Source organism: Arthrobacter sp. P1_H7 (genome assembly GCF_056405215.1).
In genome coordinates this window covers 203,090-219,047 of record NZ_JBFUCO010000010.1, presented here as the reverse complement: position 1 = coordinate 219,047, position 15,958 = coordinate 203,090, and the positions used below count along the sequence as shown (strand labels likewise).

Annotated in this window: 15 protein-coding genes and 1 riboswitch; of the genes, 7 read left to right on the top strand and 8 right to left on the bottom strand. The window is 69.0% G+C overall.

Annotation, left to right across the window (positions count from 1 at the left end):
- Nucleotides 1-41 precede the first annotated feature (41 nt).
- From AC1DXI_RS11920 to AC1DXI_RS11900, 5 genes are all read left to right on the top strand, one after another.
- Nucleotides 42-689: an ECF transporter S component gene (locus tag AC1DXI_RS11920; RefSeq protein ID WP_018774047.1), complete on the top strand. Its 648-nt coding sequence runs from the start codon at nucleotides 42-44 to the stop codon at nucleotides 687-689.
- Nucleotides 690-717: 28 nt separating this feature from the next.
- A complete protein-coding gene (locus AC1DXI_RS11915; RefSeq protein WP_476938797.1) occupies nucleotides 718-2,367 on the top strand; it encodes an ABC transporter ATP-binding protein in 1,650 nt (549 codons plus the stop codon).
- The gene (locus AC1DXI_RS11910) at nucleotides 2,364-3,167 is read left to right on the top strand and encodes an energy-coupling factor transporter transmembrane component T family protein (RefSeq protein WP_476938796.1); all 804 of its coding nucleotides are present in this window, start codon (nucleotides 2,364-2,366) and stop codon (nucleotides 3,165-3,167) included. The genes AC1DXI_RS11915 and AC1DXI_RS11910 overlap by 4 nt, the downstream gene beginning before the upstream one ends.
- Before the next feature lie 147 nt (nucleotides 3,168-3,314).
- Entirely contained in the window at nucleotides 3,315-4,838 is a 1,524-nt protein-coding gene (locus AC1DXI_RS11905; protein ID WP_079551158.1) for a UDP-N-acetylglucosamine 1-carboxyvinyltransferase, read from the top strand.
- Between the two features lie 50 nt (nucleotides 4,839-4,888).
- The gene (locus AC1DXI_RS11900) at nucleotides 4,889-6,073 is read left to right on the top strand and encodes a glutamate--cysteine ligase 2 (RefSeq protein ID WP_018774051.1); all 1,185 of its coding nucleotides are present in this window, start codon (nucleotides 4,889-4,891) and stop codon (nucleotides 6,071-6,073) included.
- 28 nt (nucleotides 6,074-6,101) lie between these two features.
- Here the strand turns inward: AC1DXI_RS11900 and AC1DXI_RS11895 are convergent, their stop codons facing one another.
- From AC1DXI_RS11895 to AC1DXI_RS11885, 3 genes are read right to left on the bottom strand one after another with little or no spacing between them, the layout of a single operon-like run.
- Complete coding sequence (locus AC1DXI_RS11895; RefSeq protein ID WP_476938795.1) at nucleotides 6,102-7,310, bottom strand: O-succinylhomoserine sulfhydrylase; 1,209 nt, start codon at nucleotides 7,308-7,310, stop codon at nucleotides 6,102-6,104.
- Nucleotides 7,311-7,730, bottom strand: coding sequence for a rhodanese-like domain-containing protein (locus AC1DXI_RS11890; RefSeq protein ID WP_476938794.1), 420 nt, complete (start codon nucleotides 7,728-7,730; stop codon nucleotides 7,311-7,313). It abuts the gene before it with no gap.
- The gene (locus AC1DXI_RS11885; RefSeq protein ID WP_026266538.1) at nucleotides 7,727-7,975 is read right to left on the bottom strand and encodes a DUF1737 domain-containing protein; all 249 of its coding nucleotides are present in this window, start codon (nucleotides 7,973-7,975) and stop codon (nucleotides 7,727-7,729) included. Before AC1DXI_RS11885 ends, AC1DXI_RS11890 begins: the two co-directional genes overlap by 4 nt.
- 108 nt (nucleotides 7,976-8,083) lie before the next feature.
- Nucleotides 8,084-8,197, bottom strand: a riboswitch (SAM riboswitch).
- A 318-nt stretch (nucleotides 8,198-8,515) separates the two neighbouring features.
- Here AC1DXI_RS11885 and AC1DXI_RS11880 point away from each other — a divergent pair.
- Complete coding sequence (locus AC1DXI_RS11880; protein WP_476938793.1) at nucleotides 8,516-9,472, top strand: ATP-grasp domain-containing protein; 957 nt, start codon at nucleotides 8,516-8,518, stop codon at nucleotides 9,470-9,472.
- A 72-nt stretch (nucleotides 9,473-9,544) separates the two neighbouring features.
- Here AC1DXI_RS11880 and AC1DXI_RS11875 read toward each other — a convergent pair whose 3' ends face one another.
- The gene (locus AC1DXI_RS11875) at nucleotides 9,545-10,513 is read right to left on the bottom strand and encodes an aminodeoxychorismate lyase (RefSeq protein WP_476938792.1); all 969 of its coding nucleotides are present in this window, start codon (nucleotides 10,511-10,513) and stop codon (nucleotides 9,545-9,547) included.
- A gap of 93 nt (nucleotides 10,514-10,606) precedes the next feature.
- On the opposite strand from AC1DXI_RS11875, the gene cls reads away from it, so the two are divergent.
- Entirely contained in the window at nucleotides 10,607-12,082 is a 1,476-nt protein-coding gene (gene cls / locus AC1DXI_RS11870) for a cardiolipin synthase (protein ID WP_476938791.1), read from the top strand.
- Between the two features lie 27 nt (nucleotides 12,083-12,109).
- Here the strand turns inward: cls and pabB are convergent, their stop codons facing one another.
- From pabB to AC1DXI_RS11850, 4 genes are all read right to left on the bottom strand, one after another.
- Nucleotides 12,110-14,176 carry an aminodeoxychorismate synthase component I gene (pabB, locus tag AC1DXI_RS11865; RefSeq protein WP_476938790.1) on the bottom strand — a complete coding sequence of 689 codons (2,067 nt, stop codon included), beginning with the start codon at nucleotides 14,174-14,176 and terminating at the stop codon, nucleotides 12,110-12,112.
- The gene (locus AC1DXI_RS11860; protein ID WP_476938789.1) at nucleotides 14,173-14,745 is read right to left on the bottom strand and encodes a low molecular weight protein-tyrosine-phosphatase; all 573 of its coding nucleotides are present in this window, start codon (nucleotides 14,743-14,745) and stop codon (nucleotides 14,173-14,175) included. Before AC1DXI_RS11860 ends, pabB begins: the two co-directional genes overlap by 4 nt.
- Nucleotides 14,746-14,830: 85 nt before the next feature.
- Nucleotides 14,831-15,361 carry an NUDIX hydrolase gene (locus tag AC1DXI_RS11855; protein ID WP_476938788.1) on the bottom strand — a complete coding sequence of 177 codons (531 nt, stop codon included), beginning with the start codon at nucleotides 15,359-15,361 and terminating at the stop codon, nucleotides 14,831-14,833.
- Between the two features lie 26 nt (nucleotides 15,362-15,387).
- Entirely contained in the window at nucleotides 15,388-15,900 is a 513-nt protein-coding gene (locus AC1DXI_RS11850; RefSeq protein WP_476938787.1) for a MarR family winged helix-turn-helix transcriptional regulator, read from the bottom strand.
- Between the last annotated feature and the right edge of the window lie 58 nt (nucleotides 15,901-15,958).

Below are 15,958 nucleotides of genomic sequence, written 5' to 3'. Positions count from 1 at the left end.
CGGCCGGAGCACCCTCCCCTCCTGTTCCTCAGGAGGACGACATGACAGATATTTCAGCACAGCATGGTTCCGCCAGCCGTTCATCCGCCCGGCGCAACTTCAGCTGGCGCGTGGTGGACATTGTGGTGGCCGCGTTGATCGCCGTAGCCGGCGGCGTCATTTTCTGGGCCTGGTCCCAGGGCGCGAACCTGATCTCGACTCCGGTCAACGCGGTCTACCCGCCGCTGAGCGGACTCTACGCCGGCGGGTGGATGATCCCGGCGGTGCTGGGGATGCTCATCATCCGCAAGCCGGGCGCCGCGCTCTTCTGCGAGACCGTCGCGGCCACGGGCGAACTCATCATGGGCTCGCAGTACGGCACCACGGTGCTGATTTCCGGCATCCTGCAGGGCCTCGGCGCCGAACTGGTCTTCGCGGCCTTCCTCTACAAGAAGTTCAACCTGCCCGTCTCCGTGCTGGCCGGCGCCGGCGCGGGCCTCTTCTGCGGCCTGAACGATTCCTTCCTGCCGTGGGGCTGGAACATCGCCTACGAAGCCGGCGACAAGCTCGCCTACATCGTCTTCACCACGATCTCCGGCGCAGTGATTGCCGGCGGACTGGCCTGGCTCGCCACCCGCGGCCTGGCGAAGACCGGAGTGCTGGGCTCCTTTGCCTCCCGCAAGGCCGCCACGGAGCCCGTCTTCTCCTGAGCCCCGTCGCGGAATCCTGCAGAGAACCATGAGATCTTCACCGGGCGTCCGGCCGGCCGCTGTCACGGCCCGCGGCTGGGGCTGGCGGCACGCCGGACGGACCCGGCCCGCGGTCAGCGGCCTTGACCTGGGCATCCGGCCGGGGGAGCGCGTGCTCCTGCTGGGGCCCTCCGGCGCCGGCAAGTCGACGTTGCTCCACGCCCTGGCCGGCGTGCTGGGCGACGGCGCGGCCGGCGACTCCGGCGACTCCGGCGAAGCCGAGAACACAGACGAGACCGGCAGCCTGCTGATCGACGGCGCCGCGCCACGGGCGCAGCGCGGCCGCGCCGGGCTGGTGCAGCAGGACCCGGAAACACAGGTGGTGCTGTCCCGTCTCGGCGACGACGTCGCCTTCGGGGCGGAGAACCTGGCCGTCCCGGCAGCGGAGATCTGGCCGCGCGTGCGCGAGGCCCTCGACGACGTCGGGCTGGGCCGGCTGCCGCTGGACCATCCGACGTCGGCCCTCTCCGGTGGACAAAAGCAACGGCTGGCGCTGGCCGGGATCCTCGCGATGCGGCCAGGGCTGCTGCTGCTGGACGAGCCGACCGCCAACCTCGACCCCGCGGGCGTCCTGGAGGTCCGCGACGCCGTCGGCCGTTGTCTGGACAAGACGGGCGCCACGCTGGTGGTCGTGGAGCACCGGGTGGGGGTCTGGAAAGACCTTGTGGACAGGATCGTGGTGCTGCAGCCAGGGTCCGCCACGGACTCCGCGGTCTTAATCGACGGGCCCCCGGACCGGGTCCTGGCCGAGGCGCGGGACATGCTCATCGGTGCGGGCGTCTGGGTGCCGGGCCACGTCCCGGCGACGCGGATGCGGCTGCCGGCGCGGGGCGCGGGACACGTTCTGCTCGCGGCCGAAGGGCTCGCAGTGTCCCGCGAGCGGCCGCGGCGGGCCGGGCTGCGCGACGGGTTCCGCACCATCGCGCCGCGCCCGGTCCAGTCCGGGGTCTCGGTCCAGGTCCGCGCCGGCGAGGCCCTGACCATCACCGGAGCGAACGGCACGGGGAAGTCCACCCTGGCGCTGACGCTGGCCGGGCTCCTGCGGCCCGTTGCGGGAACGGTCGCGGCCGCGGCGGAGCTGAGCAGTCCCGCCACTGGTCACTCCAGTGGTCGCGCCACTGGTCGCTTACGCGACGACGCCGGACCCGATCCCTACCGGTGGAAGGCCCAGCAGCTGATCGCCAGGATAGGAACCGTCTTCCAGGAACCCGAGCACCAGTTCGTCACCGGCAAGGTCCTCGACGAGCTCATGTTCGGCCCGCGTCACCTCGGCTACGGCGAAGACCGCGTGGACGAACTGCTGGAGCGGCTGCGGCTGACGGAGCTTGTGGACGCCAACCCCTACACGCTCTCCGGCGGCGAGAAGCGGCGCCTTTCGGTAGCCACCGTGCTGGCGGCGCACCCCCAGGTGCTGGTCCTGGACGAGCCCACCTTCGGCCAGGATGCCAATACCTGGGCCGAACTCGCCTCGTTCCTGTCCGAGCTCCTCGACGCTGGCACCGCCGTCGTGTCCGTGACGCACGACGCCGAATTCAGCGCCGTCCTCGGTGGCACGGAACTCCGCCTCCGGCCACGGGAAACCGCCGCCGCGGATGCTCCCGGCCCGGATCTTCAGCTGCCGGAGGGGGCCTCGCCATGAGGGACGCACTGAGCCTGCGCGGCAACCATGCGCTGCTGACCCGCGCCAACCCGCTCGCCAAGTTCACGGCGGTCACCCTGATCACCCTGGTCCTGGCGCTGTCCATTGACTGGGTTTCGGCGTCGGTGGCGCTCGCCTTCGAACTGCTGCTCCTGCCGCTGGCGGGCCTGACCGTCGCCTTGCTGTGGCAGCGCGGCTGGCCGCTGATCCTCGCGGCGGCGCTGGGCGGCTGGAGCACGGCCATCCTGGCGCCCGATTCCGGATCCGTCCTGCTCGATGCCGGGATCTGGTCCATCAGTGCCGGTTCCCTGCAACTGGGGATCGGCTTCATGCTCCGCGGGCTCGCCATCGCATTGCCTGCGGTGCTGCTGATGAGCTGCACCGACCCCACGGACCTGGCCGACGCCCTGGCCCAGAACGCAAAACTGCCGCACCGGTTCGTCCTGGGAACCCTGGCCGCCATGCGGCTCGTCGGGATCATGGCCGAGCAATGGCAGACCATCGGCATGGCCCGGCGGGCCCGCGGCGTGGGCTCAAGCGGCAACCCCTATCAGCGGTTCCGCGCCATGCTGGGCCAGAGTTTCGGTCTGCTGGTGCAGGCGATCCGGAGCGCCTCGCGGCTCGCGGTGACCATGGAGGCCCGCGGGTTCGGCGGCGCCGAGCGGACCTGGGCCCGGCCGTCCACGTTCAGCGGACTCGACGCCTGGGTGCTGCTGGGCGGACTCGGCATCGCGGCTGCCGCCGTCGCCGCGGCCCTCGGCGCGGGCACCTGGAACCTCGTCTTCCTCACCCGCCAGTAACCGGCGCCGCCGCCGGGGGAGCGCCGGAGGTCCGGGGAGTTGCGGCGCCGCGCCCGGTTATCGCATGGTGCGGGTATTCGTGTGAGATTGGCGCCATTCCGGCCGGAATTGCTGCGATTGATAAATCATGCGTGATATTTTCGGGGCATGACTCAACCGACTGCTGAACACGTAGGCATCCTGCTCCGCGAGGCGCGCGGGGCCAAGGGCTGGACCCAGGGACAACTCGCTGCCGAGCTCGGCACCAGCCAGAGCGCCATCGCCCGGATGGAACAGGGCAAGCAGAACCTGAGCCTGAAGATGATCCAGCGCCTGGAGGCGATCGTCGGGCACAGCATCGTCAAGGTGGGCCGGCCCCAGATGACCCACCTGCGCGTCGAGGGCGGCCGCACGCTCGCCGGCGCGGTGGACGTCAACAGCAGCAAGAATGCCGGCGTCGCGCTGTTGTGCGCCAGCCTCATCAACCGCGGCACCACCACCCTGCGCCGGCTGGCCCGGATCGAGGAAGTGAACCGGATCGTGGAGGTGCTGACCAGCATCGGCGTCGAATGCACCTGGCTCAACGCGAACGACCTCCAGATCCGCCGCCCCGCGGTCCTGGACCTGGCATCCATGGATGTGGAGGCGGCCCGCCGGACCCGCAGCGTCATCATGCTCCTGGGCCCGCTGCTGGACGAGGCCGACACCTACCGGCTGCCCTACGCCGGCGGCTGCGACCTCGGCACCCGCACCGTGCAGCCGCACATGCAGGCGCTGCGCCAGTTCGGCCTCAGCGTGGAGGCGAAGTCCGGGTTCTATGCGGTGCAGGCGCCGCCGTCGGACGGTCACGACCGCTCCTTCGTGCTCAGCGAACGCGGCGACACCGTCACCGAGAACGCCATCATGGCCGCAGCCCACCGCCGTGGCACCACCATCATCCGCAATGCCAGCCCGAACTACATGGTGCAGGATCTGTGCTTCTACCTGCAGATGCTCGGCGTCGACATCGCGGGGGTTGGCACCACCACGCTGAAGATCACCGGACGCCCGTCGATTGACGCCGACGTCGAATACTTCCCGTCCGAGGACCCGATCGAGGCGATGAGCCTCATCACCGCCGGCATCGTGACGAACTCGGAAGTCACCATCCGCCGCGTCCCGATCGAGTTCATGGAAATCGAACTGGCCACGCTCGAACAGATGGGCCAGCGGCTCGAGGTTTCCGGGGAGTACTTTGCCCGCAACGGCCGCACCCGCCTGGTGGACGTCACCACCAAGCCTTCGGAGCTGCGGGCGCCGGAGGACAAGATCCACCCCATGCCCTTCCCCGGCCTGAACATCGACAACCTGCCCTTCTTCGCGGTGATCGCCGCCAACGCCCACGGCCAGACCATGATCCATGACTGGGTCTACGAGAACCGGGCCATTTACCTGACCGAACTCAACAAGCTCGGCGCCCAGGTCCAGCTGCTCGATCCGCACCGCATCTACGTCAACGGGCCCAGCAAATGGCGTGCGGCCGAGGTGGGCTGCCCGCCGGCGCTCCGCCCCGCCGCCTGCCTGCTGCTGGCCATGCTGGCCGCCCGTGGCGTCTCGGAGCTGCGGAACATCTACGTCATTGAGCGCGGCTATGAGGACCTGGCTGAGCGGCTGAACACCATCGGCGCGAAGATCGAGTACTTCCAGGACTGAGCCCGCATTGGTTTGGGGCGTTTCGGCGGATCCTGACGCACAATAGATTCATGCGCACCTTCGGCGTGGAGGAAGAACTGCTGATAGTGGACCCCGAATCGGGGATGCTGCTTGCCCTCGCTGACCTCATGCTGCCGAGTCTGGTGCCGCCGCAGCAGGAAGCCGCCAGGGTTCTCCCGGCCCAGAAGCCGGTCCACGAAGGCGCCGATTTCAGCTACGAACTCAAGCTCGAACAGATCGAGACCCAGACGCATCCGTGCCTGGAGTACACGGAACTGCTCCGGCAGCTCAGGCGTGGCCGGGCCCTCGCGGACCAGGCCGCCCGGGCGCACGGCGGCCGCGTCGCAGCCCTGGCCACGTCGCCCCAAGGCTCCGCCACGCACCTGACGCCGAATCCCCGCTATATGACCATGCAGCAGCGCTTTGGGCTCACCGTCCGGAACCAGCTGACCTGCGGCCTCCACGTCCACACCTTTGTGGAGTCCCCGGAGGAGGGCGTGGCCGTGATGGACCGGATCCGCGACAAACTGGCCGTGCTGATAGCACTCAGCGCGAATTCCCCCTACTGGAACGGGGCCGAGACCGGATTCGAAAGCTACCGCACGCAGGCCTGGAACCGCTGGCCGGGCTCGGGTCCCACGATGATCTTCGGCAGCCTCCCCGTCTACCGCCGCGTGGTCACCCGGCTGGTGGAAAGCGGCGTCCTGATGGATGAGGGAATGGTCTATTTCGACGCGCGGCTGTGCCGTCAGCATCCCACCGTGGAGATCCGGGTCGCGGATGTCTGCCTGCGGGCCGAGGACGCTGCCCTCATTGCCGTGCTGGTGCGCGCCCTCGTGGAGTCGGCGGCGCGGGAATGGAACGACGGCGTCGATCCCGCCCCCGTGCCCACACTGCTGCTGCGGATGGCCGCCTGGCAGGCCAGCAATTGCGGACTGCGCGGGGAGCTCCTGGACTTCGGAACCTTCACCCCTGCCCCGGCCGCGGACGTGGTCAGGGCGCTCGTGGACTTCGTGGCCCCGGTGCTTGAGGAGCAGGGCGAGCTGGAGCTGGCGCGCGAGGGCGTCGAGCGGATTCTGGCAGAGGGCACCGGTTCGCAGCTGCAGCGCGGCCCGTTCCGGGCCGGTGGCCTGCCCGCCGTCGTCGAGCGGGCCATCGAACTGACCACCGAGGGGCCCGTCACCGAAGGGCCGGCCGATAATCGTTCGCCCCTGGGCCGGTTGCGCCCGGCCTGACCGGGAGCCGGCACCCGGGGAAGTACACCTAGACCTGCTTGAGTGCCTGGCCGAGGTCGCGGATGAGGTCCTCGACGTCCTCCAGGCCCACCGAAAGCCGGACCACACCGTCGCTGAGCCCGATCGCCGCGCGGCCTTCCGGACCCATCGCGCGGTGCGTGGTGGTGGCCGGGTGCGTGATGAGCGTCTTGGCGTCGCCGAGGTTGTTGGAGATGTCGATGATCCGCAGCGCGTCCAGGAGTGCGAACGCGGCCTGCTTCGCCGTGCGGCCGGGGGAGGGCTGCAGTTCCAGGGTGAGTACCGTCCCGCCGGCCTTCATCTGCTGCACCGCCAGCCGGTACTGCGGGTGGGACGGCAGCAGCGGGTACTTTACCCAGCCGACCGCAGGCTGTCCCTCGAGCCATTCGGCCAGGCGCAGCGCCGAGGCCGAGGAATGGTTGACGCGCAAGGCCATGGTCTCCAGGCCCTTGGTGAGCACCCAGGCATTGAACGCCGAAAGCGCCGGACCGGTGTGCCGCATGAGCTGTTTGACGGGCCCGTCGATGAATTCCCTGGTGCCCAGGATGGCCCCGCCCAGGACCCGGCCCTGGCCGTCGATGTGCTTGGTGCCGGAGTAGACCACCACGTCCGCGCCGAGGTCGCCGCAGCGCTGCAGCAGCGGGGTGGCGAAGACGTTGTCTACCACCACCGTGGCGCCGGCCGCATGCGCCAGTTTGCTCACGGCGGCGATGTCCACGATTTCCTGCATGGGGTTCGACGGCGACTCGAAGAACACCGCGGTGGTCGGCTCGGACAGCGCGGCTTGCCACTGCCCCAGGTCCGGGCCGTCCACGAAGACCGTCTCGACACCCCAGCGCGGCAGGATCTCGTTGAGGATCACGAAGCACGAGCCGAACAGCGAGCGGGCCGCGACCACCCGGTCCCCGGCCGCCAACAGCGCGCCCAGGGCGGTGAAGACGGCGGACATGCCGGACGCCGTCGCAAAACACGCCTCCGTTCCCTCGAGCAGCCGGAGCCGCTCCTGGAAGGTGGCGACGGAGGGGTTGCCGTAGCGGGAGTAGACGAAGCGCTCGTCCTCCCCGGTGAAGGCGCGCTCGGCGGCGGCCGCGGACTCGTAGACGAATCCTGAGTTGAGGAAGATCGGCTCGGTGGTTTCCTGGAAGCCGGTGCGGTCAAGGCCGCCGCGGACAGCCTGGGTGTCGGCCGCCCAGCCGGCGGCGTCGGGATTGAAAGTCACTTAAATCTTTCCGAGGTTGGTGGGCAGGCCGCGGTTCTTCCAGCCGTTGACGGTGCGTTCGCCGAAGCGGTCGGTCTCGCCTTCGAAGCCCTCGAGGACGTTGTACGAGGTGTAGCCGGCGGCCGTCGCGGCCGTCGCGGCGGCGATCGACCGGGCACCGGAGCGGCAAAGGAACACCAGCTCGACGGCGATGTCCTCCGGCGCCTGCTGCCTTAGCTGTTCCACGAAGTGCGGGTTCGGCGTGCCGCCGGCGAGGTTCCACTGGATGAAGAGCGGATCGTTGCGGCTTTCGCCCGCGGCCGCGGTGTCCGGGATGCCGATGTTGGCCCATTCGCCCTCGGTTCGGACATCCACCAGGATGGCTCCGGCCTCCAGCTTGGCCCACGCCTGATCCGGGCTGAGGTCTCCGGCGTAGCTCATGCGTGGCCCGCGAAGGCCCCGTCGGCGCCAAACTCGTCGGCGTCGAGCTCATCAACCGCATTGGCCACGGCGGCGTCCGCACTTGCAATCGCGGCGGGCAGGACCAGCGCCTGCGCCACGATCACGGTGCTTCCGTTGAAGCTGGCGGCGGGGCTTCCGTGCAGCACATAGCCCTCGGCCAGGGCGGCTGACACCCGCTCGCAAAAGGCGCGGTCATCCGCGCCGGTGAACAGGCGGTAGGCCAGTCTTTCCTCGCCGGCAGGTGGTGCACTGGGTGCAGTGCTGGGGGCTGCGGCGGGGACTGTACTGGTGGCTGTTGTGGGTATTGACGTGTCGGTCACGACGGATCTCCTCTTTCACGCTTGCAGCTCGAATTCTCGATTGCCGAGTATTCACCTGAGGCACCCCGCCGCGAAAGGGAGGGTTGCCGACCGGCCAGTCAGGGCTTGGCACCGGTTCTCATTACTCCCCAAAAACGTAACACCTGCGACGCCGGCCCGCACCGCCGCCGTCGTCATGTTCCGTAACCGGGCCGTGGCCCGGGCGAGTAGTGGCGGGCTCCAGTTTCGGGTACTGCCCACTCGTGTCTGCCGGGACGTTTCGCCGTCTACTGGGGGGATTAGGTCCGACGCGTCGGCCGGCGCTGCAGGTGATTCTGGCAGTTTGTGAATCGAGCAGTCCGTGAAACGACTCGTCTGTCCATCAACAGGCTGTCTGAGAATCGGTGGCTGGAACGGTCGGAGCCGCAGCCGCGGTCCGGCCGGTGACGGCGGAATGGAGCAATAGTGGACCCGCGCATACTCGTTACCGGGATTACAAGCGCCGCCGGACGGGCCGTCGCGGCCCAGCTCGAAGCCCGGGGCCTCCCGTACCTCGGCTCCGATGCCCGCGCCGACACCCGTCAGGCCGGGGAGGCTCCCGCCGCCGCCGCGGTCAGGCTCCTGCCGGCGACGGACCCGGACATGATCCTGGACCTGCGCCGGCTGGTGGACCGCGAAGCCATCAACGTCATCATTCCGACCCTCACCGTGGAACTCCCGGTCCTGGCCGCGGCCCGCGCCGGATTCGCCCAGGACGTGCGGATCATCGTGGGTGATCCTGCCGCGGTGGCCCTCGCCAACGATCAGCTTTTCACCACCTGGGCGCTGCAGGCAGCCGGCATTCCGGTGCCCCGGTTCGCGGTTCCGGGCGACCTCGCCGCCGCGCCGGCATCCCTCGCCGGCCTCAGCGGCCCCGTGGTGGTCAAGCCGCGGGTCTTCAAAGGCTCCCATGGTGTCCACCTGCTGGCCGGAACCGCCTCTGTTAGCTGGAAGAACATGCCGGCGGGGCAACTGGTCCAGGAATTTATCCCGGGCGCCGACTACGTGTGCCTGGTGTTCGGCACCCCGGCACGCAACGCGATGGCCCCGGTGGCGGTGGTCCTCGAGAAGACCAGGACTCCGTATGGACGCGCCGGCAGCGACGAAGTCAGCCGGAGGGTGCCGGCGAATCAGGCCGGGGATGTGCGCAAGCTGGGTCTGGCCGCCGTCCGCACGCTCGGGCTGACCGGGCCGGTCCAGGTCCAGATCCGCCGCCGAACCGACGGAACGCCCGTGGTGCTGGGTGTCTGCGCGACCCTGGGCGAGAACAGCACGTGGGCCCCGGAAATGCTCGACGCCGTGCTGGCAACGTTCACCCTCCCGGCATTCAACCCGGCCTCCTTCCGCCGGTGCCCGGCAGTGCCCGCGGACGCCCTGGGGTGAGCGCAACACCAACGCGGGGTCACTTACGGCCCATCCGGGGACATGGGATGGGCCGTACCTGACCCCGCGTTGCTATTCGATGGTGGCGAAGAGGGCGTTGAGTTCGGCCGTGAGCTGGCGCCGCAGTTCCGGGGTGCCGATTTCCTGGCCGTCGATGTGGTTCACCGGGGCCAGGAGCCGGATGCTGGAGATCAGCCAGACCGCATCGGCGTCCAGCAGGTCCTTCGGCTCCAGCGGGCCGTAGCCCAGCTCCCAGCCGGCGGCCTTGGCGGCGGTGAACAGGGCGCCCTGTGACGTGCCGGGCAGGATGCCGCTGTCCAGCTGGGGAGTGATGAGCCGCCGGACGGTGCGGACGCCGCCGGCGCCGTCGTCCGAGGTTTCCAGGTGGGCCAGCAGAACGGTCGACGTCGGACCCTCCAGCACCCGGCCGTCCGCGGACGTGAAGATGACGTCGTCGGCGCCCTGCCGGTGGGCGTAGCGCAACGCCGCCATGTTCACGGCGTAGGAAAGGGTCTTGGCGCCGAGCAGGAGCCACGGGGCGCGCTCGCCGACTTCACTGTCGTAGCCGCGGTCCAGCAGGATGACGTCGATCCCGGTCTCGCGCTGCCGGCGGCCCGCGGCCGCTGGCGCGGAGGCCTGGACCCAGCACGTGGGGGCAGCCGCGCCCTCCGGCCCGCGGGTGACAATCAGCTTCACCACCACCTCATCCTGCCCCGTGCCGTGCGTTGCAGCCGCGGCAGGTTCCTGCCCCCGGAACTCGCGGATGGCGGTTTCCACCGCCCGCCGCCATGCGTCCTCGGCCGGGATGTCCAGCTCCAGCAGCCGGGCCGAGCCGGCCAGCCGGGTCAGGTGGGCCTGGATCTTGCGGGGCCGGCCGCCGACGGCCAGCAGGGATTCGAAGACGCCGTCGCCGCGGGTGGCGCCCAGGTCCGTGGCCATCAGTTGCGGCTGCGACGCGTCGGCAACGCGGCCGCCGTCGAACGCCGGGTCGAGGAAGACCAGCACGGTCGCGGGCGCAGGAACGGGGGCAGGAGTGGTCATGGCTACAGCTTAGTCTCGGCGGTCCCGGGATAGGATTTGCACGTTGCCCGTTCCGGAACTGTTCCGCGGGCCTGTAGCTTGAGGGGTTCGCCTGTGCTGTGGCCATTTCCGCTGGCGGAAACTTTACCGTCCTGGGCGATTCTGATTTTGACGGTGATCGACTTCGCCATCCGCGTGCTGGCCCTGGGCATCATCCCCGGAAACCGGCGGCCCACCACCGCGATGGCGTGGTTGCTGGGCATCTTCATTGTGCCCATCATCGGCCTGGCCTTGTTCCTGCTGTTCGGCAATTTCCGGCTCTCCCGCAAGCGCCGCGCGCAGCAGGACGCGGTCAATACCCGAGTGCGCGCCGGGACCTCGGAACTGGCGATGCTGGAAAGCCGCTACGCCGGACCCGAATGGGTGGCTTCCGCCGCTGAACTGAACAAGACGCTGGGCTCGCTGCCGATGGTGGACGGTAACCAAGTGGAGCTGCTGCCCGGCTACCCCGACTCCATCAAGGCGATGGCCAAGGCGGTCCGCGGCGCAAAGTCCTTCGTCAACGCCGAGTTCTACATCATGAGCTCGGACCACGTCACGGACGATCTGCTGACCGCGCTGGAAGAGGCCGCCGAGCGCGGCGTCGAGGTCCGTGTCCTGTTCGACCACCTTGGCACGCTTCGCATCAAGGGATATCGCAAGCTGATCGCCCGGCTCAAGGCCAGCAAGATCCGCTGGCGGCCCATGCTGCCGCTCAACCCGCTGCAGGGGCAGTGGCGCCGGCCGGACTTGCGCAACCACCGCAAGATCATGGTGATCGACGGCGAGATCGCCTTCACCGGATCGCAGAACCTGATCGAGCCCTCCTACAACAACCCCAAGCACCGCAAGATCGGCCGCGAATGGGTCGAGCTGATGGCCTGCCTGCGTGGACCGATCGTCACCACGCTCAACGTCGTCTTCGCCACCGACTGGCTCAGCGAGACCGACGAGTCCATTGAGGAACAACTCGCGCACCGGCCCGAACTGCACGCCGGCAACATCACCGCCCAGGTGGTGCCCAGCGGACCAGGCTTCATCACCGAAAACAATCTGCGGCTCTTCAACACGCTGATTTATTCGGCGCAGCGCAAGATCTCGATCTGCAGCCCGTACTTCGTCCCGGACGACTCGCTGCTGTATGCGGTGACGACGGCGGCGCAGCGCGGCGTCGATGTCGAACTCTTCGTCTCGGAAAAGGGCGACCAGTTCCTGGTCCACCACGCCCAGCAGTCCTACTATGAGGCTCTGCTTGAAGCCGGGGTGCGGATCTACCTCTACAAGGCCCCCTTCGTGCTGCACGCCAAGCACTTCACGATCGACGACGACGTTGCCGTGCTGGGTTCCAGCAACATGGACATGCGCTCCTTCTCGCTGAACCTGGAGGTCTCGGTGATGCTCCTGGGGGAGGACATCGTGCGGCGGATCAGCGCCGTGGAGGACACCTACCGGGGCATTTCGCGCGAACTTACGCTCGAGGACTGGATGAAACGTCCGATGGGCGTCAAATACGTGGACAACGTCGCACGGCTGACGGCCACCCTGCAGTAGCCGGGGGGAACCAGCGGGAGAGCCGACTCAGCCGTGGGGAAACTCGGCGCCGAGCGCCGAGAGGACGCCGAACGCCTTGGTCCGGATTTCCTCGTACTCCTCCTGCGGGGTCGAGTCGGCGGTGACGGCACCGCCGACGCCGAGGCTCAGTTCCGCGGTATCCTCGCCGAGGGCCCTGACCACGAGGGTCCGGATTGCCACGGCGAGGTCGGCGGCCCCGTTCAGGGAGAAGTAGCCGATCGCCCCGGAGTACACGCCGCGCGGCGCGGCCTCCAGCCGGTCCAGGATGGCCATGGTGCTGACCTTGGGGGCGCCGGTCATCGAACCGGCGGGGAAGCAGGCCGCGACGGCCTCGGCCCGCGGCATCCCGGGCCGAAGCCGGGCATCGATGGTGCTCACCATTTGGTGCACGGTGGCGTAGCTCTCGATCGCGCACAGCCGGCTGACGGCCACCGAACCCGGGACGGCGAAGTGGCTGAGGTCGTTGCGCAGCAAGTCCACGATCATGATGTTTTCCGCGCGGTCCTTGGCCGACGATTCCAGCTCCTCCCGCAGGGCGGCATCCGTCCCCGGTTCCGGATCGCGGCGGCGGGTGCCCTTGATCGGCTCTGCCCGCATCCTGCCGTCCGCGGCAATCTGCAGGAACCGCTCCGGCGACGTGCTTGCCACGGCGAGATCGCCGAACCGCAGAAAGCTGGCGAAGGGGGCCGGGTTGCGGCGCCGCAGGTCCAGGTAGGCCGGCCACGGATCCATGCCCTGGGGCCCCGCCGGCGGGGCAGCCGTGAGCACCGTGGTCAGGCAGACCTCGTAGGTGTTTCCTTCCGCGATCTCACGCTGGGCCTCGGTGACTTTGGCCTTGTAGCCGGCTTCCGTGTCCCGGGCGGCGAAGCGCGGGGCGGCGGGCTGCGGGGCACTGACACGCTGGGCCGGGGCAGCGGGCGCGGCCCCGGGCGCCGACGCGGCCGCGGTGACGGCCGTGCGGGCCGTTTCAAGCCAGTCCCCGGCGTCGGGTGCGTCCAGGGTCAGCAGCCAGGCTGTGCCCTCGGCGTGGTCAAGGACCACGGCGCGGCCGGCGAAGATCAGGCACGCGTCCGGGGTGGCGGCGGTGACGTCGTTGCCGCCGGTTTCGCGTTTGAGCTCATAGCCGAGGTACCCGAGCCAGCCCAGGGTGAACTCGCACGGGTAGGCCTCGGGTGCACGGAGCGCGCGGCGGCCCCATGCGCCGTCGAGCCAGCGGAAGAACGGCCCATCGGTGGTCACGGTGGCCTGGCCCGTACTGACGCGGGTCCGTCCGGAGCTGTGCTGGACGGCCTGGCCGAAGCGGCCGCCGTCGTCGGCCAGGATGCTGAAGCGGCTGCGCTCCGCAGCCTCCGGGGCCAGGCCTGCCGGGTCCAGGGAGGAGTCGAGCCACACGGCGTTGGTTGAACCGCCAAAGAGCGCCGCAAACAGTTGCGCGGGCTCGGGCTGGGCCTGGATCCGTTCTGCCAGCAATTGCAGCCCGCGCCGGGCGGCGAGTTCGGGCAGTAGGGCCGGGGCGACGGCGGGAAGGTACTGAAGGGCCTGCAGGACGTCGTCCGGGGCGGTGCCGTCCGCCAGGTTGAGCACGTGCACATCCGCGCGCGCCGGGACGTCATCGGCCGCCAGCCACTCCGCTTCCTGGGCAGCCCACTGGTCCCAAAACGGTTCGTAGGTATCGCCGTCCCGGGCCAATGCCCGGGCCCGGCGGTCCGCGTCGGAGGAGTCCGCCCAGATCACGGCGTCCAGCAGGGGCGCTGCGGCCGCCGCGGCGGCGCCGACGCCCTCCACCAGGACGATTTCGGCCGGGCGTGTGGTGCGGGCCTCGCCGTCGTAGTGCCGTTCCCAGTCCCAGCTGACCCATTCTGCATTCTCCCCGCGCCGCAAGGGTGAAAGCACGGTGGTGACGTAGCGTTCGATGCCCGCCGCCAGCCCGTTCCAGCCGGGATAGATGTCCTCAAGGTGGAAGAGCGAGACCTTGTGATGCTCCCTCAGCCGCGCCGCCAGTTCGATGGCCAGGGTGGTCTTGCCGGAGCCGGAGCGCCCGTCGATTGCGATGATGACGGGTGCGGGGCTCATGAAATAGAGCGTACCGGCTGCTGTGCATTGGGTCGGTCACTGCCGTGATGTTGCCCGCCCTGCCGCTCAAGTTCGGTGCGCACGTGCTGCACAATCCCCGGAAGGGAGGCCCGGATGAGGTTCCAGGTGGTGTCGAAGTCGGTGTGGCCGCCGTACCACGGGTCCTCGATGCCCTGCTCCAGCGGGTCCTTGTCCGCCACGGCGGGGTCGAAGCTGCGGAGCATGCGGATCTTGGCCAAGGATTCCCGGTCCGGTGCTGCCTGCCGGAGCCAGCCGTAGTGGTCGACGTCGAGGGCCAGGATCAGCTCCCGGCTGGCGAACCATTCGGGCCGCCATTCGCGCGCCACGTGGCGGTCCGAAGCGATGTTCTGAGCCGTGAGTTTGCGCGCGGCCCGGGGATCGACGGGCCGGCCGGCCTCATAGGCGGTGGTGCCGGCGGAATCGATCACGGCCCCGGTCAGGCGCTCGGCCCGGAATGCCTCCGCCAGCATGAGTTCGGCCATCGGCGACCGGCAGATGTTTCCGGTGCAGACCGCGATGATCCGGTACTGGCTCGACATTGAGGTCATAGCTAAGCATGAACGATCCGGGCCCTCTTGGCTAGCTGACCGCCGCGATGTATGACAAAAAGTGTCAACCGATTTTTAGTCATTGTCATGCCCCGGGCTCGGGTGCGGCCGGGTCCAGCCCAAGGTGCCGGACCAGCGCGTCGAGGACGGGCAGCTGGCCCTTGACCAGCCTGGACCGGGCTGCGGGCTCGGCGGTCCATTCGGCGCGGTCGATCTCGGGGAAGCTGCTGACCGCACCGGATCCCCTCGGCCACTCCAGCTCGAAGGTGTTGCTCACGATTCGTTCGGGCTGAAAGTCCGCTTCGGCCGTGAAGACCGTGATGATCTTGCCGGAGGGCTGGCGGAAGTCGCCGAGCCGGCGGTACTCGGCGGCGGGTGCCGGCGTACCGATTTCCTCCGCGAACTCGCGGTGCGCGGCCGCCAGCGGGTCCTCGTCGGTGACGTATTCACCTTTGGGGATGGACCAGCCGTGGGCGTCCTTGCGGGCCCAGAACGGTCCGCCCATGTGGGCTATCCAGACCTCAAGCTGCGGTGTGCTGCCCGACTGGGGCGCCCCGCCGGGCGGGAGTGCACTCCATAGCCGGTACAGGAGAATGCCGGCGCTCCGAACGGTCACGGTTCCTCCTTCTCCATTTCCCGCGGCTATTCCGCGGCCATGCCACGCTGGCCCGCATTCAGGCCGCCGGTTCCCCACAGCGCCTTGCGCAGCAGTCCTTTGAGGGCCGCGATTTCGGTGCCGTTAAGGCCGGCCAGCGCTGTGGATTCCGCTTCCCGCGCCGCAGCCTCGGCCTGCCGGAAGACGGCTGCCCCTTCGGCGGTCGCCGAGACGATCTTGGCGCGACGATCCTGCTTTCCGGGCGCGCGGATCACCAGCCCGCGCTTCTCGAGCTCGTCAATCAGAGCGACGATCTGGCTGGGGTCCAGGCTGAGGAATTCTGCCATCTCGCGCTGGGTGGGCTCCAGTTCGCTGTTGGCCAGGGCCAGCACCGAATAGGAGCGCTCCTTGAGGCCATAGTCGGCCAGCGCGCGGTTGTTCAGGACCGAGCCGGAGGCGTGGAGTTTGGCCAGCAGGAAGCCCGCGTCCTGGCTGATGGTCGCCGCCACAAGCTTCTCGGTCGGCGCGATGTCCAGCTGTTCGTCTGCTTCGGTCGGCATGCCCAACTCCAATAGTCCCAAAAATAAATCATTGACTTTTTCAACTATCCATATTTTC

Bases quoted from the DNA above. Each gene is read 5' to 3' on its own strand.
- AC1DXI_RS11910 (WP_476938796.1), top strand. From the start codon at position 2,364: ATGAGGGACGCACTGAGCCTGCGCGGCAACCATGCGCTGCTGACCCGC.
- AC1DXI_RS11850 (WP_476938787.1), bottom strand. From the start codon at position 15,900: ATGCCGACCGAAGCAGACGAACAGCTGGACATCGCGCCGACCGAGAAG.
- AC1DXI_RS11920 (WP_018774047.1), top strand. From the start codon at position 42: ATGACAGATATTTCAGCACAGCATGGTTCCGCCAGCCGTTCATCCGCC.
- AC1DXI_RS11860 (WP_476938789.1), bottom strand. From the start codon at position 14,745: ATGACCTCAATGTCGAGCCAGTACCGGATCATCGCGGTCTGCACCGGA.
- AC1DXI_RS11900 (WP_018774051.1), top strand. From the start codon at position 4,889: ATGCGCACCTTCGGCGTGGAGGAAGAACTGCTGATAGTGGACCCCGAA.
- AC1DXI_RS11905 (WP_079551158.1), top strand. From the start codon at position 3,315: ATGACTCAACCGACTGCTGAACACGTAGGCATCCTGCTCCGCGAGGCG.
- AC1DXI_RS11875 (WP_476938792.1), bottom strand. From the start codon at position 10,513: ATGACCACTCCTGCCCCCGTTCCTGCGCCCGCGACCGTGCTGGTCTTC.
- AC1DXI_RS11890 (WP_476938794.1), bottom strand. From the start codon at position 7,730: ATGAGCTACGCCGGAGACCTCAGCCCGGATCAGGCGTGGGCCAAGCTG.
- pabB (WP_476938790.1), bottom strand. From the start codon at position 14,176: ATGAGCCCCGCACCCGTCATCATCGCAATCGACGGGCGCTCCGGCTCC.
- AC1DXI_RS11915 (WP_476938797.1), top strand. From the start codon at position 718: ATGAGATCTTCACCGGGCGTCCGGCCGGCCGCTGTCACGGCCCGCGGC.